The organism is Bacillus sp. GBSW19 (assembly GCF_002998655.1).
Classification (GTDB): Bacteria; Bacillota; Bacilli; order Bacillales; family Bacillaceae; genus Bacillus.
Map to the genome: position 1 here is coordinate 378,750 of NZ_PVRF01000002.1, position 23,487 is coordinate 402,236.

Consider the following 23,487-nt stretch of genomic DNA (forward strand, 5'->3'; position numbering starts at 1 on the left):
TCTTTTTTACAAAAGGTGGTATACACATTGAGGTTACAAAAAGAGAGCTTGATCATCTATTCTTTGTTACTTGGAGCTATACTAGTTCCGGTCAACTCAACGATGATCGCAGTCGCTCTATCATCCATATCAACTTATTATGATCAATCCATTTCAAACATTACTTGGGTTGTCACAATTTATCTTATTGTCATGGCGGTCACTCAGCCTATCGCTGGTAAGTTAGGAGATATATACGGACACCGCCGCATGTATTTAACCGGAGTAACACTCTTTTTAATCGGCTCGATTGGCTGTGCTTTAGCACCTAATCTAGCATTTCTCATCATCTTTCGATCCATTCAAGCAGCTGGCGGGGCTATTTTAACACCGAATAGCATTGCATTGATTCGTGCAACAGTATCACCCGAAAAACTGTCTAAAACAATGGGTTACTTTGGATTTGGTGCTGGTATTGGTGCCGCACTTGGACCTTTTATTGGATCAATTCTCATTCAGAGTTTTGATTGGCATTCCATATTCTTAGTGAATATCCCATTTCTGTTTCTTACACTTGTCACCGGTATTTTACTCATTCCAAACATAAAGCATACACGCTTACAAGCAAGGGTAGATATCATCGGTTCATTGTATTTAACCATCGGAATTGCCACAATCATTCTATGCACAAAAAGCCAGTTACTAAATGAATATTTAATTTATGGCATTTTAGCATTGATTGTGATTCCTTTATTCTTTAAACATGTACGGAAAGTAAAGAATCCGATCATCGATTTGTCCCTATTTAAAAACAGTTCATTTACAAATGCGAATCTGTCGATCATGCTAAGTAATTTTGTCATGTACGCCATCCTTCTTATTATGCCGCTGTTTATGGAACAACAACTTGCCCTTTCTCATACACAAGGCGGTATGATTTTATCGGTATTTTCGCTTTGTATGTCTCTTAGCGGTTTGCTAGGGGCTAGACTTCATCCGAAAAAAGGCGCGAAAAAAATGATTCGCTTTTCATTTCTCTGCCTCACTTTATCAGGCATCATGTTAATTACACTGAGTCAGTACCCCTCCTTACCACTGCTAATCGTGACACTAATCGCAGGTGGAATTTCATCAGGGATTGGTATGACCAGTATGCAGATGGCTTCTTTAACTGCTGTTGATCAAAGCTTATCTGGTTCGGCATCTGGTATTTTCTCTACCTTTCGATATTTTGGCAGTATCATTTCATCGACATTGATTGGTATCATGAGTGGTTTCCAATCTTTATTTATTGTATTAATGGGCGCAGGAATCCTTGGTTTCCTTTTATCTCAACGCGTCAAAACAAGTTCCACCTCTCCATCATCGGGGCATTCCGCCTAATGACTCCCTGCGCTCTATGTTGATTTAGAGCGGGGGAGTTTTCATCATTTGTATCACTGTAAGCTAGAGCGGGTACAGTAATCAAATATTGAAAATCCTTTTTTAAAGATGAAAAAAAGCCATATGACTAGACAAAAAAGGAACTTTCGATCGAAATTGTCCCCGTTCACCCACCTAAAAGCTGTTTTTCATCTCTTCCAGTACTGATAACTTCGATTTTTTTTCACAATTTTTGTGGTATGCTTTTTGAAAATATAGGACGCAAAGGAGCGGAAGAATGGAACGTGCAAAATATGTTTTGATCTGTTTATCAGCTCTAATATTATTCCTGTCAGGCTGTGGCAAAGACCAGCAATTTAATCCACCTGGCAGCTCTCAATCGATCGCGGTCATCTCTCAATTAAAAAAAGCTTCCTTTTCAATAGTTGATTTACAAAAGAATAAAATGATCTCTTCCGTTGATTTAAAACATCCGCTCACTGACCTTATCCAAATCAACAAAGACGTCATCATTGCAACAAGTAAAGAAGGAGAATCGCTTATCGAAATTAATTTAAAAAAAGGTACAGCAACAGATTATATGGATGTGAATAAAGGGCTAACTTCTCTTACATATGATGCAGCTTCTCACACCTTAATTGCAGCGGATACACAGAAAAATGTCGTTTATTTTATTGATACGCAGCGTAAAAAAATAAAAGCAACTGTGAAGACCGGAAAGTTACCTTCTTCTATGACACTTTCTTCTTCAGGTACTTTATTTGTTTTAAATGCAGAAAGTCATACTGTCTCCGTCATAGATATTGAGAAGCAAAAACATATACGTACGTTCTCTGTACTTGAACGGCCTTCTGGTATTCATTTTGATGGAAAGTCCATTTGGGTCGGTGGACACGGTAAACAAGGTACCTTAAATAAAAGCATTTTTTCTTACGACCCAAAAACAGGTAAAAAGCAGCGAGAAATGAAACTAGGCGTTATGCCCGTTGCATTCTTTTCAGAGAAAAATTCTTCTACTTTATATGTACTTTGTCATGGAGATCATACTCTGTACAAAGTAGATACAGAGACAAATAAGCAGCTTGCTTCTGTTGAAACTGGTCAAAACCCGAATTATATCACCGCTGATACCACATCAATATATGTGAGTAACTTAGATGACAATTCAGTATCAATTATCGATAAACATACATTCATGATGAAAAATCGACTGAATGTCCCATCAGGACCTTATGCTATCGTGTTGGAGGAAAAGAAATGAAAGAACAAATGCATATTTTAATCGTAGACGATGAGTTCGATATGCTTGAGTTAATCGGATCCTTTTTAAAGAGACAAGGCTTTCACATCATCACAGCTAATAATGGAATGGATGCCTTACGTCAGCTTGAAAAAGAACCCGTTGACCTTGTTGTACTGGATATCATGATGCCTGATATGGATGGATTTGAAGTCTGTCAGCGTATTCGGCAAACATCTCAAATCCCCATTTTATTCTTAACAGCTAGAAGTTATGAGGAGGATCGAATTAGAGGTCTAGAAATTGGTGCGGATGACTACATCATGAAGCCTTTCAGTCTACGTGAGCTTGCAGCAAGAATTGAAACAACCTTGAGACGAATTAGAGGTCTTTCGCTAAAGCGCAGCCGAATACAGATTGGTGACATGGAGATTGATCAGGATGGCAGACAAGTCTATATCCATCAGGAGCCCATTAATTTAACTAGAAGAGAATTCGATTTACTCATGTTTCTTTTACTCAATCAAGGCCAAGTGTTTTCACGAGAACAGCTCTATCAAAAATTGTGGGAATCACATTCCACGAGCGGCTCTTTACGAACAGTCGATACACATATCAAAACGCTGCGACTGAAATTAAAGGGAGCGGAACGGCATATTAAAACCGTTTGGGGTGTCGGCTATAAGTTTGAGGAGGAAGAATGAAGCCTTTATCGATTAAAAAGAAAGTGCTCTTCTTAATCCTTGTAGTGACCGGAATCGTTGCTGCCTCAGCTCTTGCCCTTACCTATTACTTATACCAGCACTTATATATTGATAAACAGATCGATTCCTTAAGTTTACAAGGTAAAAAGTTGGCACAAATCTATCATAAACACGGGAAAGATACGTATTTTACCGATAGAATAAAATGGGCAAACGACTCAAGTCAGGCGAACATTATTTTTACAGATGACCCAATGGAGCTTTCAAGTGGTCTTCCTTTTGATACGAACACAAATGATAATCTCATTACGTTCAAGGAACGCCAAAAGCTCCTTCAAGGGGAAACCGTCGTGCTGATTAGAGAACACTCACAGTTTCATCAAGATATTCTTGGCATCGCTATCCCTGTTTTCTCAAGCAAAGATGAGCTATCGGGGACAATTTTTCTATCCATGCCCTTATCGGATGTGTATGAACCCTTTGTCCAAATCAGATTGACACTTGGCATATCCATTTTATTGATCCTGCTCCTGATTTTCTTTATCGGATATAAAAGCTCCAATAAAGTCGTGCGGACAATTAATCAAATGAAAGAAATTGCTATGGAAATGGAATCTGGTGATTTTTCAAAACGTATGGCTGTGACCAAAAACGGAGATGAGTTAAACCAGCTGAGCCGCTCCTTTAACAAACTGTCTTCTACCCTTGAAAAAGTTGAGCAGCACCGCAGGGAATTTCTTGCGAATGTCTCTCACGAACTTCGGACTCCGCTAAGTTATATGAAAGGATATGCTGAAGGAATTGAAGAAGGGATCATTGATCAAAAAAAAGGAATGCACATCATCCAGGATGAGGCCGCACGTTTAAGCCGGCTTGTGCACGATCTTTTAGACCTTGCGCAGCTAGAAGGTGATTCTTATCCACTAACGATGGAGCCAATTGTCTTTGCACAGCTGATTCATGACGTTCTTGATCAAATGGCATTTATCGCTAATCAAAAAGGCATTTATCTGAAACGAACACTTGATGAGGATTGTATTGTGTATGGCGATAGCGATCGGCTGCAACAAGTGGTTCGTAATTTACTGGACAATGCCATTCATTACACTCCCTCTGGAAAATCGATCTCGATTGAATTACTAGTTCACCAGCATATGGCTGAATTGAGAGTGACAGATGAGGGCAACGGCATTCCAAAAGAAGACCTTCCACATGTTTCTGAGCGATTTTACCGAGTAAATAAGGCACGTACGAGAAAAGATGGCGGCTCCGGTCTTGGACTAGCCATTGTCTATCAAATCATGAAAAAACATCATGGCACGTTCGATATTCAATCTGAGCCAGGATGCAGTACGACAGCCATCATTCAGCTGCCAAATACTCCGATCGATGAAAACCTGCCTATGATATAACAAATTAGATTTTATAGGTAGGGTCATTCGCTTGATCCATATATGTGCATCAGTCGTCTAAATTCGAACAGCTATTTTCAGCCCCTTTTTGATCATCTACTTTTATGCATCAATTCCTTTCAAATGGAGAGTCGATTGCTTCAGTTCAAACAATAAAACTACATTAAAAAAGCGTGCCAGACCTTCTTCAAAAGTCCTGCACGCTTTTAAATTAAACAGCTGTTTCAAACCGCTTTCTATTGATGAAGAAAGAAAGAGTGATGATGAGATAGATACCCATTGTGACCAAGGTTTGAACGATCGGAGTTGTTGATACTACGCCAATAAAAATGGCAATGATCGCAATGACAGAAAACCATGTCGTGAAAGGATACAGCTTGACGCGATATCCTCCTGGTGCTGTTACGCTTCGAGACTTTAGATGCCCAACAGCAATAATAAACCAGATGAATAAGACTGTGTAGCTTAAAGATCCCATTAAATAATTAAAGGTTTGACTTCCTACAAAAAGAGAGATTAATACGGCTGCATACAAAGTAGATGTACATACTAGAATCGCTCTGACTGGCACCTGCTGTTTCGACAGCTTAGAAAAACCCTTCCATACACGGCCATCCATCGCCTGTGTAAATAGTACCCTTGAAGAAGCATACAGACCAGAGTTCATAGAAGACAAGATCGCTAGTAAAATAATCCCGTTCATGATATCACTTGCATATGGCACACCAATCGTTGCAAACACCGTGACGAATGGACTCACTTGCTCATTGTTTACTTGATTCCAAGGAATCAAGCTGACGATGATGAAGAACGGAAGTACATAAAAACCGATGATTCGTACAAATGTACTTTGAATGGCCTTTGGGATGACTTTTTCAGGGTTTTTTGTTTCTGCTAATGTGACCCCAATCATTTCAGTTCCCCCATATGAATACACGACCACCAGCATTGCCGCAATTAAGCCGCCCGTTCCATTCGGGAAAAATCCCCCGTGGTCGGTTAAGTTGGATAATCCCGGTGCTGCATGCTGTCCGAATGAGACAAACAGCATCGTTAACCCAATGATAATAAATAAAAGAATGACAGCAATTTTTATAGAGGCTAACCAGTATTCTGTCTCAGCAAACATTTTGACTGAACAAACATTGATCAATGTCACAACAAGTGAAATGATTAACACAAGTGTCCATATTGGTACTTGCGGGAACCAGTACTGAATAAAGATTGCAGACACGATCGCTTCTGCTGCAATGTTCAGCACCCACATTTTCCAATAGATCCAGTCTAAGAAATAGGCGGGGTATTTGCCTAACACAGGTTCAATTAAATCACGAAATGTTCTAGCGCCAGGTCGTGCAACCGTCATTTCGGCAAGTCCTTGCATAATAAATAATAAAATAAGACCACCAATCATATATGCCAAAATGACAGCAGGACCCGCGATATCAATGGCAGAACTGCTTCCTTTAAACAGACCAGCACCGATGGCACCGCCAAGTGCGAGCATCATGATATGCCTTGACGTCATTGTTCGTTTTAACTGCACATGTTCCTTTTCCATTTTCTATAGCTCCTTTAAATTTGAATCTTCAGACAAATATAAGATAAAAGCATATAAAAAGGCCAGTCATCTCCTTGAAGAGACGACTGACCTTGCAACCGCGTTACCACTCTTATTGATTCAGACATAGCTGAATCCAACTTGAAACCCGATAACGGAGGTCACACGTAAAGACTTACTATTCATTCAGTCTTGCCGCTCCTTGAGCGAGTTCAATGATTCGTTTTACTGCGTTGCACCACCCCGCAGCTCTCTTAGAAAACGGATATTCATTTACTATTCTCAAGTCAAAGCGTTTTATAGTCAATTTGTCTATTTATCAAAGATTTTATTTTTTAAATATACTGACTAACCACGCAATTGTCAACAGCCTTTTTCAGACATTTTCTTTTAACGAATCCAAACGGCTACTTCATCCATCGGACGACGCGTTTTGCCGCGCTTTGGCTCAATGACTCGATACCCAAAGGCTGCCATGACAGAGATGTCGTACTGACCATCTTCAAGTAATTCTTCTTCCTTAAGAATACGATGAATCTCATCGTAGCTGAATCCCTCAACAGGGCATGAATCAATGCCGATTTGTGCCGCGGCTGTCATCATATTTCCAAGGGCAATATACGTTTGTTTGGAAGCCCAATCGAAGAGCGTACGGTCATTTTCCATCAAATGAAGATCATTCTCTTGGAATTCTTTGTAGCGTTCTTTTACCATTTCAAACGTTTCGTCTGTCATTCCCTTGATTTCCTTGTTGATGTATTCTGCATATGCTGAATCATACCGGGCGTCTGTTCTTGCCAAAATGATCACAAAATGGCTGGCAGTTGGAAGCTGCTTTTGCGCACCCCATGTATATTCTTTTAATTTCTCTCTAAATGCTTCATTTTGAACGACGAGAAATTTCCAAGGCTCAAATCCGACAGAGCTTGGGGAAAGTCTTCCTGTTTCTAAAATGAACGCAAAGTCATCTTCTGGAATCTTTTTCGTCGGGTCAAACTCTTTTGTCGCATGACGGAATTCATACGCCTCAATGATTTCTTTTTTTAATTGCTCTTTGTCTCGCATGGTATTCATCCTTTCTAGTGAACGATTAGGGTGAGAAGTTTCATCAATCCAATTTCTTTCCATTCCCATATAGAAATTGTTATGATAATAAAACAAACAGCCCGAATGTGTGATGTGATATCTCTATGGTAAAAGAAAAGCTTCCATTGATTCAAGTACGCACATTTTTGTTCGTTAGGTACAATCATGTTCGTTTATCACCCATTTCGTCCTAGAAAGGAGTGTAAAGATGAGTGCACCATCCAATCCAGTCAGTATTGTCAATCATGGCTGTCCCGTTTCAACCACAACGAGTGTAATAGGAGGAAAATGGAAAGGAGTGATCCTTTATCATTTGACTTGCGGTCCAAAACGATACAACGAATTACGCCGGCTTCTGCCAAGAATTTCTCAGCGTGTTCTCACGCTGCAATTGCGCGAGCTAGAACAAGACGGCGTTGTTCACAGAAAAGTCTATGAGGAGGTCCCTCCTCGTGTCGAATATTCACTCACTTCTCTTGGAGATACTTTAAAACCCATCATCTTCGCTATGCGTGAATGGGGCGAATCCTATGGAAAAGAAGCTCGCCCAAAAGAAAAAAGCTGCCATCTCTAGCAGCTTTTTTTATGATGAAATCGCCGTTGATTCTTGCTGTGGATCATCCTTCACAAACAGGATGCCAAGCTGATGATGCTCCCCTTCGTAAGAAGCGCGTTTCTCAAACCTTGTCTGACCATTCAAGCCAATGATCTCAAGCTTTGTCAGAGCACGATTGGTTTGAAGGGCTTCGTAAAATTCCGAAACGGTTTTGACTTCAATTCCATTCACCTTTGTAATGACTTCTCCGATCTCAAGCTTTAAATCAGCTGCAGGTGTATTCGGAATGATTCCCAGCACCATCAGCCCTTGATTACGCTTAGAGAAGTAGAATGGAGCCGCATTGTCATTGACTCTCTGTTTCCATGAGAGGAAAGCTCTTCCGACAATCGCTATCAATACAGCTCCCCATGCAATCGGCTCAAACCAAATACTTGCAGCACCTAGTAAAGCAACAGCGAGTCCAAGCATGAGAATACGCCGTGCCGTAATTTGAATGCTCACAATTGGCAGTGATCCTTGAATCCGCTGCCCGAAACCGATGATGTATGGAATCAAAATAAATGAAAAGCTTTGATCGTGTACTTGAAGCACCGGCCACCATGGCAGAGAAGAAGTAAATTCACCTGCCGGCATCAGCAAAACAAGCGGTAAAAGCCACAGGCGGTTTGCCCGCTGCTGGCCAATCAAAAGTCCTCTCGCACTCATCACCATTGCAGGCGATGTTCGTAAATGCGCCGTTTGATAGGCTAGAATCCCCTCGGTCATTAATAAAAGACCTAGCAAAATAACAACGGCTGATGCATTCATCATTGAGAGCTGCGGCAGCCAAGAATGGCTCACTTGGACATACATTAGTCCAAGTGCCGCAATAAAACTGAAACCGAGTGTGTATGCAGACGAAAGCGCACTCGCCTTAAAGAATAAAGAGCAAACGATGGTCATCGCTGCAATCAGCACGATGAATCCAGGCGGGAGGGAAATCCCTAAGCCTACTGAAATGACGGATAGGCAAATCCCTAGAATCCATCCCTTTGAATATGTAAATTTAAGTTCATCGTATACATCTTCTATTCTTGTTTGAAACGCTTTTCTCTCCCGCTTTACGCGGATGTAGCCATGTAACAGGCTGATTAATATCATGAAATAAAAAAGAGGGTGGATTAAAAACAGACCGACCGCTTTTAATCCAGCTCCCATCCACTCCGAGCTCATTATCGTTCACCGCCCAAGTCAAGCATTTTCTCTTATTCTATCAAATAAATCGATGCTTGACACCAGGTTTATTTCTCCTGATTCATCCAAAGTGTGACATTCGACAGTGAAAAATCTTTTAAGTAGTGATTGACATCTACATCTAGTATGCCGCCGAGCAGCTGCATCGACCTCTTGATGTCGGTTAAGTTTATACCAAGTCTCTTATGATTATCCATTAAATAATTGAAGTATATCTCAGCACAGTCTTCATCGATTTCGTCGACTGATTCTACCGTTGTGTAATTGACCAAGTACCTGCTTAACAGCATGAGCAGACTTAATGCCTTTGTAGCGGAAAACGTCACATCTTTCGTACGACTCTTAAGCTCCTCTACCAACTCGTAATATTTTTTCTCTCTCACAATACTTGCCCTTTTCAATTGTGTACCCCCATTTACTAGTTCTTTTAAGAAAAGCGCAAACCTCGGTACAGCTTAATGCTCAAGCTGAATATCCGCAAAAAATAAAATATTTAAAATGAGTGCTACTTTATATTGTAAGAATTATTTATGTAACATACAACTTTCAAAAGTTTCATTTTCATGACATGTTTAAATCAACAGAAAGTCTCTTATATAAATATGTTATCGGGTAAAATCGAAGGAATGTTATGTTTTTTGTAAAATAAATGAATATATTTCTCGATATAATTTATTTTTAAGAATAAACTATTACATGTTCGTGACACTTATGAACCAAAAAAAAGAGGCATTTATTCGCCTCTTTATTTTTTAAGATATAGTGCTTTTAGTGCAGTCTGCAGTTGAAGATCATTTTTCTCATAGGATTTCACTTCATCCACCATTTTGTTCATCATTTTCGCTGTCTTCAGATCAATCACACCTGATTTATCGAGATTGTATGTGCTTTGGAAGGCTAGAACTGCCTTTTTCGTTTCTTCATCAAAGTAGCCGTCTACTCTGCCGGGGTCGAATGACAATCCCTTTAACAGCGTCTGTGCTTGTCTCACTTCTTCATTGTTCATATCCAGCTGAAGCGGTTCTTTCAGTTGAAGTGGGCCTACGGTAAAGTAATCTGGCTGATGAATCGCAATTGTCGGTACGACACCTTTTTTGTGAATCCAATTCCCTTTTGGCGTGAGCCATTTATACAGCGTTAATTTAATGTTACTGCCGTCACCCATTGGAACCGCCTGCTGCACAGTGCCTTTCCCAAAGGAGACATCACCGACGACTTCATATTTTCCGGCTTCTTTCATAGCACCAGCAAGTATTTCAGAAGCGGATGCACTGCCTTTATCGATTAAGACATTGACTGGATAAGGCTTCTGTTCTTTCCGTTTTGAAAAATACCGTTTCCTGTCGCCGTTCCGTTCTGCAATTTGAATATAAGGCTGATCCTTCGTAATAAAATGCTTCAAAATGTCTTCTACACTTTGCAGATAGCCGCCAGGGTTCCCTCTCACATCCAGCACAAGACCTTCTATGCCCTTTTTCTCGAGTTGTTTCAGGCTTGACGTGAAATCCTTCGCAGTATCTTCAGAAAAGCTAGAGATCGCGATATAGCCCGTTTTATGACCATTTACCTCTTTCACAGAAGAAGTCACGGTTTCAAGCGGAATTTCTTCTCGTTTGATATGGAATGTTAACTCTTTTTCAATCCCATTTCGTCTGATTTTCAGAACGACAGATGTTCCTTTTTTTCCTCTGATTTTCAGTACAGCATCGTTTAAGCTTTTTTCTTTCATCGGCTCACCATCAATGCTGATGATTTCATCTTTCGGCTTTAGACCTGCTTTTGCCGCAGGGGATTTTTTAAAGGCAGAGACGATAATGATTTTTCCTTCATCCATTCCCACTTCTGCCCCAATTCCCTCAAAAGAAGAATCAAGCGAATCAGAAAATTGCTTGGCGGTTTGCTTGTCCATGTATACTGAATACGGATCATTTAAAGTTGAAAGCATTCCTTGAATGGCGCCTTCAAGCAGCTTTTGGCGATCCACTTCCTCTACATATTCATTCGATATCAGGTCATAGGCTTTCTCGATTTTCTCCATCCCATTCTCTTTCGCCTTATCACTTGATTGAGCTTGTCCAGCCATTGCAGCAGCTGCTTGCGGTGACTCCGCATGAGTTCCCTCTTTATGCGCCATCACCCCTGCACTTATTAATAGAACGACACTTGCCATAATAGATGCGATTTGTTTTTTCATATTTGGCCTCCTTCTTCAACTCTTCCTGATGACCTGAGTTATTATATGCCAGAAGAAGGGATTTCATGTAAAGACATTCTCCCGCGAAGGCTTGACTAATCATTTCATTAGGTGTAATTTTTATTTTGTTATGATCGAGAAGGAGTCTTCGCTATGAATATTATATTGACGATGCTTTTATTAGGAATTTTATTAGGATTTGTAGGAGCAGGCGGGGCTGGTTTTGTCATCGCATTGCTTACGTTAATTTTTGATATCCCTATCCATACCGCACTCGGGACGTCTTTAGCCGCAATGGCATTTACGACGTTATCAGGTGCATACAGCCACTACCGGGAAGGGAATATTCAGCTGAAATCTGGTTTGATTGTCGGAGCTTTGGCTTGTGTTGCTTCTTTTGCAGGAGCTAAGGTTGCTCCTTTTATTCCAGAAGAAAGTCTGCACTATTTAACAGCTGGAATGCTCTTTTTATCCGCTGTGTTTATGATGATCAAATTATTTGTTCTTAAGGAAGACACTGAGCATCAGCCGCTTTCTTCACGTCAGCTGCTCATAAGGGGTATTATTTTAGGACTTGTATCCGGATTGCTGTCAGGTATGTTTGGTATCGGGTCTGCACCATTTATTCAAGTAGGACTTTTGATTTTACTGAGACTTTCCATTCGACAGGCAGTTGGCACGACAATGCTTGTCATTATTCCGATTTCCATTGGTGGTGGAATTGGATATATTACAGAGGGCTATGTTGATTTTATCTTGCTGATTCAAATTTTAATCGGAACAGTATTAGGGGCATTTATTGGCGCAAAATTCACACGCCTTGCACCGAAGCTCTTATTGAAGTCGGCTGTACTGTTAACACCTATTATTGCCGGTTTACTGCTGTTATTTTAATTTCATTTAGAATAAAAAAGGCCGATAACATGATGTTATCGGCTTTTTGATTAGCGGATATATTGCGCTGGATTGACTGCATTTGATTTAGCGCCATTCCATAATCCTTTATGAATTTCAAAGTGGAGATGCTGACCATGTGATTGGCCTGTATTCCCCATATATCCAAGGAATTGTCCTTGCTCGACTCTCTGCCCTGTGGACACACTTCTTGTAGACAGGTGGGCATATACCGTTTGATAGGTCTGTCCATTGATATTATGCGTAATGAATATCACATTCCCGTAGCTCGATGAGTAGCTTGAGTTCGTGACTGTTCCAGCTGCAGCTGCGACGACAGATACTGTGCCTTTTGCTGCAATATCTAAACCGTAGTGCTGTCCGCCTGAACGTCCGCCAAAGCCAGATGAGAATCGGCCAGCAGCTGGTTTAATAAAGCCGGAGCTGCTTGCTGGTGTATCAGATACTTGATCCGAGCCGCCGCTTTGAGGTGCAGGTGCACTTTTTTCAGCAGCTGCTTGTTCTGCTCTCTTCGCTTCTTCCTTTTGGCGGCGTGCTTCCTCAGACTTCACAGCCGCTTTTTGGTTCGCTAGAATTTCTTGTTCATTTTCAAGTTTGCCTAATTCATCATGGGCATGGTTCTTTTTATCTGTTACATCCCCTAAGATTTTCTCTTTTTCTTTTTGCTGTTTAGACAAATCCTTTTTCAACTCTTCTAGCTCTTTCAGAGATGTTTCAAGTCCATTTAGCTGATTATTTAGCTCTGCTTCTTTTTGCTCCACCAGCTTTAAATCATTTTCATGTTCTGTAATCATGTCTTTGTCTGCTTCGACAATGGTTGTGACAGCTCCAACACGACCGACAAAATCACTAAAGCTGCGAGCACCCAGCAGCACATCTAAATAGTTGATCGTACCGCCGCTTTTTTGCATCGAACGAATTCGATCTTTGAATATAGCTTTTCTTTTTTCAATTCGATCATTGATGACTTGAATGTCTTTTTTTAGTTTCTTGATCTCTTGCTTCGTTTGTTTGACTTCTTTTTCTTTTTCAGCGACTTTTTCAGTTGCAGCACTTACCTTGTGGTCAATCTTTTCAATTTCTTTTTTGAGCTTGGATTCTTTCTTTTCAAGCTTAGCCAGCTCTGATTTCTTTTTCTTCAAAGTGGATTCAGTCTTTGATGTTTTCTCTTCGATTTGTTGACGTTTTTGATCTAGGTCTTCGTATGCGAATGCACGATTCTCGTTCCCTGGAATGTATAGCCACGTTGTTCCAATAAACGCTGCCATTCCAGCCATCATCAGCTTTCTTTTCAAAACGATATTCCCCTCCTATGACAACTGCCTGCATAAAGAGTCGACCGGATGAATCGGTTCAACCGGTCACACCTTCTATCAAATTCTCGAGTGCTGCCATCAAAAATAGATTTATACTTTTAAGAATTTACGGATGGACGTCAAGCTTCCCCATACACCAATGATTGCACCGATCAATAGAAGGACCAGTGAAACTTGATAGACAAACGGGTTATATGGAAGCATGGAAATAAATGAGCCTTGTACTCTCGGTGCCACCCAGCCCACTGCATATTGATATGTGCCAAGCAATAGAGCGATTGGTATAATAGAACCAAATACACCAAGCAGTAATCCTTCAATAAAGAATGGCCAGCGGATAAACCAGTTCGTTGCACCTACGAGTTTCATAATCTCGATTTCTTTACGTCTAGCAAAAATCGTAATTTTGATCGTATTAGAGATCAAGAACATGGCTGTAAATAAAAGCCCAATAATGAGCGCAATACCTACATTTCGCGCCACTCCGACCACATTAAAGAGTCGGCTGACTTCTTCTTTTCCATAGGTTACTTTATACGTACCCTTTAAGTTTTCTAATTTCTTCGCTACTTTTGGTGTATCGTGTGGATCAGATGTTTTCACAATAAACGCATCGTTTAATGGGTTTTCTTGATCAACAAGTCCCATGGATTGTCCATTTTCACCAAAGCTTTTAATCAGCGCTTTTAGTTCGTCATCTTTAGATGAGTACTTCACATCACTGATTTCAGGAATCTTCTCAATTTCTGCTTTTAATTCATCCTGCTGCTTTTGATTCGCCGTTAATTCGATTAACACTTTTACTTCTACTTCTTTTTCAGCGTTCGATGCCATGTTATTCAAGTTGAGCATAATCACAAGAAAAACCCCAACTAAAATCAATGTGACAGTGACCGCACTAATTGATGCAAATGTCATCCACGTGTTTCTTCCAAGTGAACGGAAGCTCTCACGTAAATGCCGCGAGAGAGTTTTAATCATAAATGCCGTACTCCCCTCTTGCTTCGTCACGCACAATCATTCCATCTTCGATTGCGATGACACGTTTCTTCATGCTGTTTACAATTTCTTTGTTGTGTGTCGCCATGACGACTGTTGTTCCGCGGTTATTAATCTCTTCAAGTGTCTTCATGATTTCCAGAGATGTGTCTGGATCAAGGTTTCCTGTCGGCTCATCTGCAATGACAACCTCAGGACTATTCACGATCGAGCGAGCGATAGATACACGCTGCTGTTCACCGCCAGACAGCTGGTCAGGAAATTGTCGTGCTTTGTGCTTGAGCTGTACCAAATCAAGTACATCCAGCACTTTTTTCTTAATGATATGAGGCTGTTCCCCAATGACTTCAAGAGCAAATGCCACATTCTCAAACACCGTGAGGGTTGGAAGTAGTTTGAAATCTTGGAATACTACGCCAATTTCTCTTCTTACGTAAGGAATTTCTTTTTCCTTAATTGAGGCTAAATCTCTGCTATTAATTAAGATTTTCCCTTTGGTTGGCTTCTCTTCACGATACATCATTTTGATGAAAGTGGATTTACCAGCACCACTGGGACCAACAACATACACAAACTCTCCTGGGTGGATAGAGACATTGATTCCATTGATCGCCTTTACACCGTTAGGATAGATCTTGTAGACTTCCTTCATTTCAATCATGTAATCACCTAATCTTTTCTTATTGCTGACTAACAGCTTATCATGATGTTTTGACACTTATCGTCAAAAAACGTTATGTATGGTCACGCACATACCCTTCGATACGTACAAGCAATTTATGTCCTTTTCATCCAAAAAGATGAAAAAAATGAATCGTCTAAATTTCAACAACTCCAATTATACGTCATGAATCGACGCAATGGTATTACATTTATATTTCAAAACTTATAGTTAAAAGGTAAAAAGAACAATTAAAACCGATAAACATGTCTTTTTACCCTTATTTTTTTAATAAAATTTAATATAATACGTTTTCATACTATTCAAAAGTCTTTTTCTACATATAAAAACAAAAAAACCTTGTCGATTAGACAAAGGTTTTATTTTTTCTCTGCAAGCCATTTTGCCACTTCTTTTGCTTGCTTCTCATCTACCATTCCGCTTGGCATAGAGCCTTTACCATTCTGTGCAATATCTGCGATTTGGCTTTCATTATATTTCTTCCCTACTTCTTTCAGGCTTGGTCCGCCTCCACCAGATAGGTCTTTCCCATGACAGCCAATACAGTTTTGCTGATAAATTTCCTCACCACTGCTCACAGTTGAAGCACTTTTGCTGCCTTCTTTGTCACTGCTGCTTGAATTTCCTCCACAAGCCGCAAGAACAAGAAGCATCACTGCAAACAGCATCATTAATCCGCTTTTTTTCATCAATTTCCCTCCCTTACAATCATTTGGTCAACGCTATTATATCCTTGTTTACGCCCTTTTAAAACCCTCACCAAGCACCTCTTTTGCATCCATTACGATGACAAATGCTGATGCATCGATTGCTTTCACCACTTGTTTCAACTTTGTGAATTGTGACTGCCCAACGACACACATCAGAATTGGACGGTCATGGTCGGTATATCCACCGACTGCTGAGATCTTTGTGACACCACGGTCAATTTGATCAAATACTGCCTGCCTGACCTCATCCTCATGCCCTGTAATGATCATCGCCATTTTCGAATGACTGAAGCCGGCCTGTACGACATCAATCGTTTTACTTGAAATAAACACACCAATGACAGCGTACAGTCCCTCTTCAATCCCAAAAACAGTCATCGCAGCCAGGACAATTAGGCCATCCATCATCGCTAAACAGGTGCCAAGCGTGAGGCCTGTATATTTATTGATGATTTTGGCAGCGAGCGCCGTTCCACCTGTTGATCCATTTCCAAGGAACACGAGCCCTATTCCGATCCCAATCACCACTCCGCCAAAAATGGCTGCTAAGAGCGCTTCATGTGTCACAGGTGCAATATGTCTTGTGACAAACACCATCAAAGGTAAAAAAATAGAGCCAACGAGCGTTTTCACGCCAAATGTCCCGCCTAATAAATAAAAACCAGCGATAAACAGCGGAATATTGAGTCCCCATTGCACATACGCCGCCTCAAAGCCGAATGACTGCATAATCGTACTAATACCGCTCACTCCACCTGCAGCAATCTGATTCGGTAATAATAACGTATTAAATCCAATCGCCACAATGGCTGATCCGATTAAAATGAACAAGTAATTTTTCGCTTCAATCCATAATTGTGAATGTCCCTGCTTCATGTCTTTCTTCCTCCGTTACTTCTGAATGCACACCTATTTTAAGCCCTTCTAAACCGAATGTAAATAACAGCCAAATGCAGTGCTAATGGATTAATACTTTATCACACAAACGGATCAGCGTGCTTGCCGTTTGGCATAGGAGCAAATGATGGTATATTTAATATGTACATGAGAAAGAAGGGACATGCGATGAAGAAAATACTGAAGATAACAGGCATGACATTACTTGCACTGATCATCTTGGCTTTTGGTGCTTTCTATACATGGAGCCGCTTTACATACGGACCATCCGCCGCATTAAAAAAGCAAGTGAACATCGAGCAAGTGGAACATAAAAACGATGTGTATACATTTGCATCAGCAAAAAGCGATACTGGTATTATTCTCTATCCCGGGGCAAAGGTGGAACCAATTGCGTATACCTATATTGGGAATGAACTGATGAAAAAAGGTTATTCTGTCTTTATCCCTGACATGCCATTTTCGTTTGCGATTTTTAATACAAACAAAGCACACGATATTATGAAAGTTCATCAAACGATCAAACACTGGTATATTGGCGGTCATTCACTAGGCGGAACAGCTGCCGCTATGTTTGCAGAAAAAAACCAGCGCAAGCTCGACGGTCTCTTTTTCTTTGCGTCTTATCCAGCATCAGATAACTTGAAATCATCGTCCTTGAACGTACTCTCTATATCAGGTGAAAAGGATGGGCTTGCGACACAAGAGAAAATCAAGAAATCGAAAACAAATCTGCCGTCTCAAACCGTTTACCATGAAATAAAAGGCGGGAACCATGCTCAGTTTGGCATGTACGGCAAACAAAAAGGTGATCAGCCTGCGGACATTCCAGCCCTCACGCAGCAAAAGGATATCATTCAGACCATGCTTGAATGGCTAAAACCAGCAAAAAAGCTCCCGTAATAGGAGCTTTTCATTTTTACTTTTTCGTCGCTTCTAAAAACTCTTCAGCGTCTGCTACAGCTAAACCAATGGCTTCCTCCCAAAAGGCTTTTTGGGTAAGATCGACGCCTAAATGCTTATGAGCCAAATCTTCTACTGTCATTGAAGCTGTATCCTTTAGTAATGCAATGTACTTCTCTTCAAACGAAGTACCAGCCCGCAAGGCTTTTGCATAAATCCCTAGTGAGAACATGTAGCCAAATGTGTATGGGAAATTATAAAACGGTACACCTGTGATATGGAAATGCAGCTTAGACGCCCAGAAATGTGGATGGTATTCATCTAAAGAGTCACCGAAGGCTTCCTTCTGCGCTTCTACCATCAGCTCATTCAACCGATCCGCCGGCACTTCTCCTTGTTTACGCTCTTCATAAAAACGCTGTTCAAATAAGAAACGAGATTGAATGTTCATGAAAAATGCTACACTCCGCTGAAGCTTATCCTCTAACAAACTGAGACGCTCCTCTTCATTTGCCGCTTCTTTTAATGAAGCATCAGCCACAATCATTTCTGCAAATGTCGACGCCGTTTCAGCTACATTCATCGCATATTTGCGATTAAGAATGCGAACATCCTGCATCACTTCCTGATGGAACGAATGACCAAGCTCATGCGCGAGTGTCGCCACATTGGATGGACTTCCTGAGAAGGTCATAAAAATGCGTGACTCCCCGCTGTCAGGAAAATTTGTACAAAAACCGCCTACTCGTTTGTTTGGACGATCCTCAGCTTCTACCCAGCGTTCATTAAAGGCTTTTTCTGTAAAGGCAGCAAGCTCTTTTCCAAATCCAGCGAAATGTTTCACAATAAAAGCAGCTGCTTCTTGATAGGGATAGATCTTGGTTTCACTGCCAATAGGAGCCCCAACATCAAACCAGCTTAGCTTATCCACTCCAAGCATGTCAGCCTTTCGATGTAAGTAATCAATGAATGGCTGCTTATGTTCATCAATCACAGACCACATTGCATCAAGGGTTTCTTGTTTCATCCGGCAAATATCAAGCGGCTCTTTTAAAATATGATCCCAGCCTCTTGCTTCATATACTTGTAAACGGAAACCTGCCAGATGATTAAGCGTGCTTGCAAATAGATGTTCATCCTGTGTCCATGCGTGCTCTAAGTTATGATATACGGCCTTTCTGACTTCACGATCTGAATCATCCATCGCATTTTCCGCTTGGCCGACAGAGATCATCTGCGTTTCACCATCTTGTTCAAATGGAATCATAATCTTATTCACCAAGCTAGAATAAAGCTCATCCCACGCATGGTAGCCATCTACGGCTAGCTTTTGAATCAACGTTTCTTGTTCAACAGGCAATTGATCCTTCACGCGCTCTCTGCGTTCATTTAATATGTAGCGTACATCTGAAAAGGCCTCTGAATTCAAGAGATCTTCCCATTTTCCAGGAGAGATGGCAGCAAGCGCTTGATCAAACAGCGCAAGAATGGTACCTAAATCAGCTTCAAGCTTGGCTATCGTACCTCGAAGACTGCCAGCCTTCATATCCTTTGTATTTTGAGATTGAAGACAGGATACAAATGAACCTGCTTGAGACAGTTTTTTATATGTGGTTTCATACGTGTCAAGGACAGACGTTAACCTGCTTTCAATGTGTGTATCTTCTTTTGAAAAGGCATCGACCTTTTGTCTTAATTCATCTAATAGCTGCTGAATGTGTTGCAGGTATGTTTTAAATTCTGGTGAAGAACTGCCTCCTTTAAAAAAGGCATTTAAATCCCACGTCTCTTGTAATGGTGTTAATCCCAAAATATTTCCCCCTTTATTTGCTAATTTCATCATACAAAGGATATAGAGTCAGTATGGCATATGTATTCCTTTATATTCATTATATTTTCTCACAATTAAAAAAACCCAGCAAGAAGCCGAGTTTTTATGATAATTTCGAACGTAAGTAAGCATCGATAAATGAATCTAAATCTCCATCCATGACCGCTTGAACATTTCCCATCTCCGTATTGGTTCGATGGTCTTTCACAAGAGAATACGGATGGAATACATAAGAGCGAATTTGGCTTCCCCAGCCAATTTCTTTCTGCTCTCCTCTAATTTCATCCAATTCAGCCTGCTGTTCTTCGATCCGTCTTTGATAAAGTTTCGATTTCAGCATTTTCATCGCACGTTCTCTGTTTTTGATTTGTGACCTTTCTGTTTGGCATGTGACCACAACATTGGTTGGTATGTGTGTGATACGAACGGCAGAGTCAGTCGTATTGACATGCTGTCCACCTGCGCCGCTTGCACGATACGTATCTACCTTGATATCTTCTGTCCGAATATCAATATCAATTTCTTCATTGAACTCTGGCATGACATCACAGGAAACGAAGGACGTATGCCTGCGGCCAGATGAATCAAAAGGAGAAATACGAACCAAACGATGGACACCTTTTTCTGCTTTTAAGTACCCGTATGCGTTATGCCCTTTGATGAGCAATGTCACAGATTTAATTCCTGCTTCATCACCAGGAAGATAATCAAGCGTTTCAACCTTAAAGCCTCTGCGCTCTGCCCAGCGAGTATACATTCTCAGAAGCATAGAACCCCAGTCCTGTGATTCAGTACCGCCTGCACCAGGGTGAAGCTCAAGAATGGCATTGTTTTTATCATATGGTTCACTTAAGAGAAGCTGCAACTCAAACTCGTTAAACTGCTTGGTTAAGTTCTTCAGCTCTTTTTCAAGCTCTGCATGAAGCTCCTCGTCATAATCTTCCTTTAATAGGTCATGTGTCATTTGCAGCTCTTCATGAGATTCACTGAGCTCATGGTATGCATTCACATTATCCTTTAGTGCATTGGCTTCATTGATGACGCCTTGTGCCTTTTGCTGATCATTCCAAAAATCAGCTTCTGACATTGTCGCTTCGAGTTCTGCAATTTTGGCTTCTTTTGTTTCGAGGTCAAAGAGACCCCCTAAAATCAGCTAGCCTGCTAGCCATATTTTCAAGCTCTTGTCTAATTTCTACTAATTCCATATCCTTCACCTCATAGATGTATGGGGGCTGACATGAATAGAAAGAGGTTTTCACCTCTTTCCATTACTTATTCTGTCTTCCCATGACAATTTTTATATTTCTTGCCGCTTCCGCAGTGACATGGTGAGTTTCGCCCAATGTCTACGACTTTACGTACCGGCTTCTTTTTCACTGTCTTCTCCTCATCACCCTCTTGAGGATGATGAGCAGTTGTTTGGCCTTGAACGACTTCTTCACGTTCTAGGTTGTTTTGAATTTCTGATTTTAAGACATATTTGGCTACATCATCTTCGATTGAAGCAACCATATGCTCAAACATCGCAAATCCTTCCATTTGATACTCACGAAGCGGATTTGTTTGTGCATACGCGCGTAAATGAATCCCTTGACGCAGCTGATCCATTGCATCGATATGATCCATCCACTTTGAATCCACCGCACGAAGAACGATGACTTTTTCAAATTCTCGCATTTGTTCATCGCCATATGTTTCTTCTTTTGCATCGTATTTTTCTTTAATACGATCCATGATGAAGGAGGTGATTTCATCTGCTTCTTTGCCATAAATATCTTTGACCGAAATAGCTCCTTCATCTAAATAGTTCGTGTTGATTAATTCAACAAGCCCATCTAGTTTCCATTCTTCAGGAAGCTCTTCTTTCGGCGTATAAGAACCAACAGCCCGCTCAATTGAAGATTGAATCATATTGATGACAATCGATTTTAAGTTATCAGAATCGATGACTTCAAATCGCTGTTTGTAAATCACTTCACGCTGCTGACGAAGTACATCGTCATATTGCAGAAGCTGTTTACGGGAATCAAAGTTGTTCCCCTCGACGCGTTTTTGAGATGATTCAACGGCTTTAGACACCATTTTACTTTGGATAGGTGTAGAGTCATCCATGCCAAAGCGGTCAAGCATCGCCATCGTGCGCTCTGCACCAAATCGGCGCATCAATTCATCTTCCATGGAGAGATAGAATTGAGTAATCCCTGGGTCTCCTTGACGACCAGAACGTCCGCGAAGCTGGTTATCAATACGTCGTGATTCATGACGCTCTGTCCCAATCACAGCTAGACCGCCAAGCTCTTTGACGCCTTCGCCAAGCTTGATGTCCGTACCACGACCTGCCATGTTTGTCGCAATGGTGACGGCACCTTTTTGACCAGCCTCTTCAATAATTTGTGCCTCACGCTCATGGTTTTTCGCATTTAACACTTGATGAGGAATCCCTTTATTTTTAAGCAGCTTAGAAATAAGCTCAGATGTCTCAACCGCTACTGTTCCGACAAGAACTGGCTGCCCTGTCATATAGCGCTGCGCAACATCCTCAGCCACTGCTTTAAATTTACCTTCCATTGTGCGGTAAATTAAATCAGGTCTGTCATCACGAACCACTGGTTGATTGGTCGGAATTGTCACAACCTGCATGTTGTAAATGTTACGGAATTCTTCTTCTTCCGTTTTCGCTGTACCAGTCATACCAGATAGCTTTTCATACATACGGAAGTAGTTCTGGAACGTAATCGTTGCAAGGGTCATACTTTCGTTCTGCACTTCGAGACCTTCTTTTGCCTCAATAGCTTGATGCAGACCTTCACTATAACGGCGTCCTTTCATTAAACGTCCTGTAAAAGAGTCAACAATAACGACTTGGCCTTCTTCAACGACATAATCCACATCTTTTTGCATCGCAACATGTGCCTTCAGCGCCTGAGCGATGTGATGGTTCAGCGCAACATGCTTAACATCAAATAAGTTCTCGATGCCGAATGCTTTTTCCGCCTTCGTCATTCCGCTTTCTGTTAGCTGTACACTTTTTGTTTTAATATCATATGTGAAATCATCTTCTATTTTTAATGTACGAACAAATGCATTGGCTTGTACGTAAAGCTTTGTAGATTTCGCAGCTTGTCCAGAAATGATAAGAGGTGTTCTCGCTTCATCAATTAAGATGGAGTCAACCTCATCGATCACGGCATAATGAAGCGGTCTTTGAACCATTTGCTCTTTGTAAAGCACCATGTTATCTCGTAAATAGTCAAAGCCCAGTTCATTGTTTGTTGAATACGTGATATCAGCGGCATACGCTTCTCTTTTTTCATCTTTGTCTAAGCTGTTTAAGTTTAAGCCAACCGTTAAGCCAAGAAATTCAAAAATCTTGCCCATTTCCTCTGCATCACGGCTTGCCAAATATTCGTTGACTGTCACAATGTGGACGCCTTTTCCAGAAAGAGCATTTAAATAAACAGGCATTGTTGATGTCAACGTTTTACCTTCACCTGTTTTCATCTCAGAGATGTTGCCTTCATGAAGCGCGATCCCCCCCATGAGTTGCACCTTAAACGGGTACATTCCTGTCACGCGGCGTGATGCCTCGCGAACCGTTGCAAATGCTTCAACCAACAGGTCATCCACGGATTGTCCTTTTTCAAGTTTTTCTTTAAATTCAATCGTTTTATTTCGTAAAGCCTCGTCAGATAATTTCTCGAAATCTTGTGCGAGAGCTTCGATTTCATTTGCTTTTTTTTCATATTTGCTGATCGTACGTTTCGTAGGATCAAACACTTTGTTTAAGATTCCAAGCATATAATAACGCTCCTCTATTTCATGCAATTTTTCGGCATGTCCAAAAGATTGACAGGTCCATATTTACCTGCATTTATCATACCAT

20 protein-coding genes and 1 other annotated feature are annotated in these 23,487 nt (G+C 40.9%); of the genes, 7 read left to right on the top strand and 13 right to left on the bottom strand.

From position 1 onward, the window contains the following. Window positions 1-27 precede the first annotated feature (27 nt). From C6344_RS11740 to C6344_RS11755, 4 genes are all read left to right on the top strand, one after another. Complete coding sequence (locus C6344_RS11740) at window positions 28-1,362, top strand: MFS transporter (protein ID WP_066031692.1); 1,335 nt, start codon at window positions 28-30, stop codon at window positions 1,360-1,362. Between the two features lie 277 nt (window positions 1,363-1,639). Next, window positions 1,640-2,623: a YncE family protein gene (locus C6344_RS11745; protein ID WP_060597373.1), complete on the top strand. Its 984-nt coding sequence runs from the start codon at window positions 1,640-1,642 to the stop codon at window positions 2,621-2,623. Next, on the top strand, window positions 2,620-3,306 hold the full coding sequence (locus C6344_RS11750) for a response regulator transcription factor (RefSeq protein ID WP_060597374.1): 687 nt from the start codon (window positions 2,620-2,622) through the stop codon (window positions 3,304-3,306). The genes C6344_RS11745 and C6344_RS11750 overlap by 4 nt, the downstream gene beginning before the upstream one ends. Further along, window positions 3,303-4,718: a HAMP domain-containing sensor histidine kinase gene (locus tag C6344_RS11755; protein WP_066031691.1), complete on the top strand. Its 1,416-nt coding sequence runs from the start codon at window positions 3,303-3,305 to the stop codon at window positions 4,716-4,718. Before C6344_RS11750 ends, C6344_RS11755 begins: the two co-directional genes overlap by 4 nt. 211 nt (window positions 4,719-4,929) lie before the next feature. Here the strand turns inward: C6344_RS11755 and C6344_RS11760 are convergent, their stop codons facing one another. Together C6344_RS11760 and C6344_RS11765 are read right to left on the bottom strand one after the other, a co-directional pair. Continuing rightward, entirely contained in the window at window positions 4,930-6,279 is a 1,350-nt protein-coding gene (locus C6344_RS11760; RefSeq protein WP_066031690.1) for an amino acid permease, read from the bottom strand. Window positions 6,280-6,354: 75 nt separating this feature from the next. Beyond that, window positions 6,355-6,579, bottom strand: a binding site (T-box leader). Window positions 6,580-6,669: 90 nt separating this feature from the next. Next, entirely contained in the window at window positions 6,670-7,344 is a 675-nt protein-coding gene (locus C6344_RS11765) for an NAD(P)H-dependent oxidoreductase (RefSeq protein ID WP_066031689.1), read from the bottom strand. Between the two features lie 229 nt (window positions 7,345-7,573). Between C6344_RS11765 and C6344_RS11770 the strand changes: the two genes are divergently transcribed. Next, the gene (locus C6344_RS11770) at window positions 7,574-7,939 is read left to right on the top strand and encodes a winged helix-turn-helix transcriptional regulator (RefSeq protein WP_034660123.1); all 366 of its coding nucleotides are present in this window, start codon (window positions 7,574-7,576) and stop codon (window positions 7,937-7,939) included. A gap of 9 nt (window positions 7,940-7,948) precedes the next feature. Here C6344_RS11770 and C6344_RS11775 read toward each other — a convergent pair whose 3' ends face one another. The 3 genes from C6344_RS11775 to ctpB all read right to left on the bottom strand — a co-directional run bounded on the left by C6344_RS11775 (window position 7,949) and on the right by ctpB (window position 11,351). After that, window positions 7,949-9,136 carry a PDZ domain-containing protein gene (locus C6344_RS11775; protein ID WP_066031688.1) on the bottom strand — a complete coding sequence of 396 codons (1,188 nt, stop codon included), beginning with the start codon at window positions 9,134-9,136 and terminating at the stop codon, window positions 7,949-7,951. A gap of 68 nt (window positions 9,137-9,204) precedes the next feature. Then, window positions 9,205-9,558, bottom strand: coding sequence for a swarming motility protein SwrAA (locus C6344_RS11780; RefSeq protein ID WP_007500014.1), 354 nt, complete (start codon window positions 9,556-9,558; stop codon window positions 9,205-9,207). A gap of 344 nt (window positions 9,559-9,902) precedes the next feature. After that, window positions 9,903-11,351, bottom strand: a complete 1,449-nt coding sequence (gene ctpB / locus C6344_RS11785; RefSeq protein WP_106072961.1) for a carboxy-terminal processing protease CtpB — start codon at window positions 11,349-11,351, stop codon at window positions 9,903-9,905. A gap of 153 nt (window positions 11,352-11,504) precedes the next feature. On the opposite strand from ctpB, the gene C6344_RS11790 reads away from it, so the two are divergent. Further along, window positions 11,505-12,245 (top strand): sulfite exporter TauE/SafE family protein, encoded by a 741-nt coding sequence (locus tag C6344_RS11790; protein ID WP_060597379.1) that lies wholly within the window; start codon window positions 11,505-11,507, stop codon window positions 12,243-12,245. Between the two features lie 50 nt (window positions 12,246-12,295). On the opposite strand, the gene C6344_RS11795 is transcribed toward C6344_RS11790, so the two are convergent. From C6344_RS11795 to C6344_RS11815, 5 genes are all read right to left on the bottom strand, one after another. Further along, window positions 12,296-13,561, bottom strand: coding sequence for a murein hydrolase activator EnvC family protein (locus C6344_RS11795; protein WP_034660127.1), 1,266 nt, complete (start codon window positions 13,559-13,561; stop codon window positions 12,296-12,298). Between the two features lie 111 nt (window positions 13,562-13,672). After that, a complete protein-coding gene (gene ftsX / locus C6344_RS11800) occupies window positions 13,673-14,563 on the bottom strand; it encodes a permease-like cell division protein FtsX (RefSeq protein ID WP_034660128.1) in 891 nt (296 codons plus the stop codon). Next, complete coding sequence (gene ftsE, locus C6344_RS11805; RefSeq protein WP_034660129.1) at window positions 14,556-15,242, bottom strand: cell division ATP-binding protein FtsE; 687 nt, start codon at window positions 15,240-15,242, stop codon at window positions 14,556-14,558. Before ftsE ends, ftsX begins: the two co-directional genes overlap by 8 nt. Before the next feature lie 380 nt (window positions 15,243-15,622). Continuing rightward, window positions 15,623-15,952, bottom strand: a complete 330-nt coding sequence (gene cccB / locus C6344_RS11810; protein ID WP_106030555.1) for a cytochrome c551 — start codon at window positions 15,950-15,952, stop codon at window positions 15,623-15,625. Window positions 15,953-16,000: 48 nt separating this feature from the next. Then, on the bottom strand, window positions 16,001-16,849 hold the full coding sequence (locus tag C6344_RS11815) for a YitT family protein (protein WP_003212797.1): 849 nt from the start codon (window positions 16,847-16,849) through the stop codon (window positions 16,001-16,003). Window positions 16,850-17,038: 189 nt separating this feature from the next. Here C6344_RS11815 and C6344_RS11820 point away from each other — a divergent pair, with 189 nt between their 5' ends. Next, complete coding sequence (locus C6344_RS11820; RefSeq protein ID WP_066031686.1) at window positions 17,039-17,773, top strand: alpha/beta family hydrolase; 735 nt, start codon at window positions 17,039-17,041, stop codon at window positions 17,771-17,773. Window positions 17,774-17,789: 16 nt separating this feature from the next. Here C6344_RS11820 and C6344_RS11825 read toward each other — a convergent pair whose 3' ends face one another. The 3 genes from C6344_RS11825 to secA all read right to left on the bottom strand — a co-directional run bounded on the left by C6344_RS11825 (window position 17,790) and on the right by secA (window position 23,402). Then, window positions 17,790-19,583: a M3 family oligoendopeptidase gene (locus C6344_RS11825; protein ID WP_106072962.1), complete on the bottom strand. Its 1,794-nt coding sequence runs from the start codon at window positions 19,581-19,583 to the stop codon at window positions 17,790-17,792. 124 nt (window positions 19,584-19,707) lie between these two features. Beyond that, window positions 19,708-20,809 (bottom strand): peptide chain release factor 2 gene (gene prfB, locus C6344_RS11830; RefSeq protein ID WP_106030559.1). Its coding sequence is split into 2 segments (ribosomal slippage): window positions 19,708-20,736 and window positions 20,738-20,809, totalling 1,101 coding nucleotides; the frame shifts between segments, so codons are not numbered across the junction. Between the two features lie 67 nt (window positions 20,810-20,876). Continuing rightward, window positions 20,877-23,402, bottom strand: a complete 2,526-nt coding sequence (gene secA, locus C6344_RS11835; protein WP_106072963.1) for a preprotein translocase subunit SecA — start codon at window positions 23,400-23,402, stop codon at window positions 20,877-20,879. Window positions 23,403-23,487 lie beyond the last annotated feature (85 nt).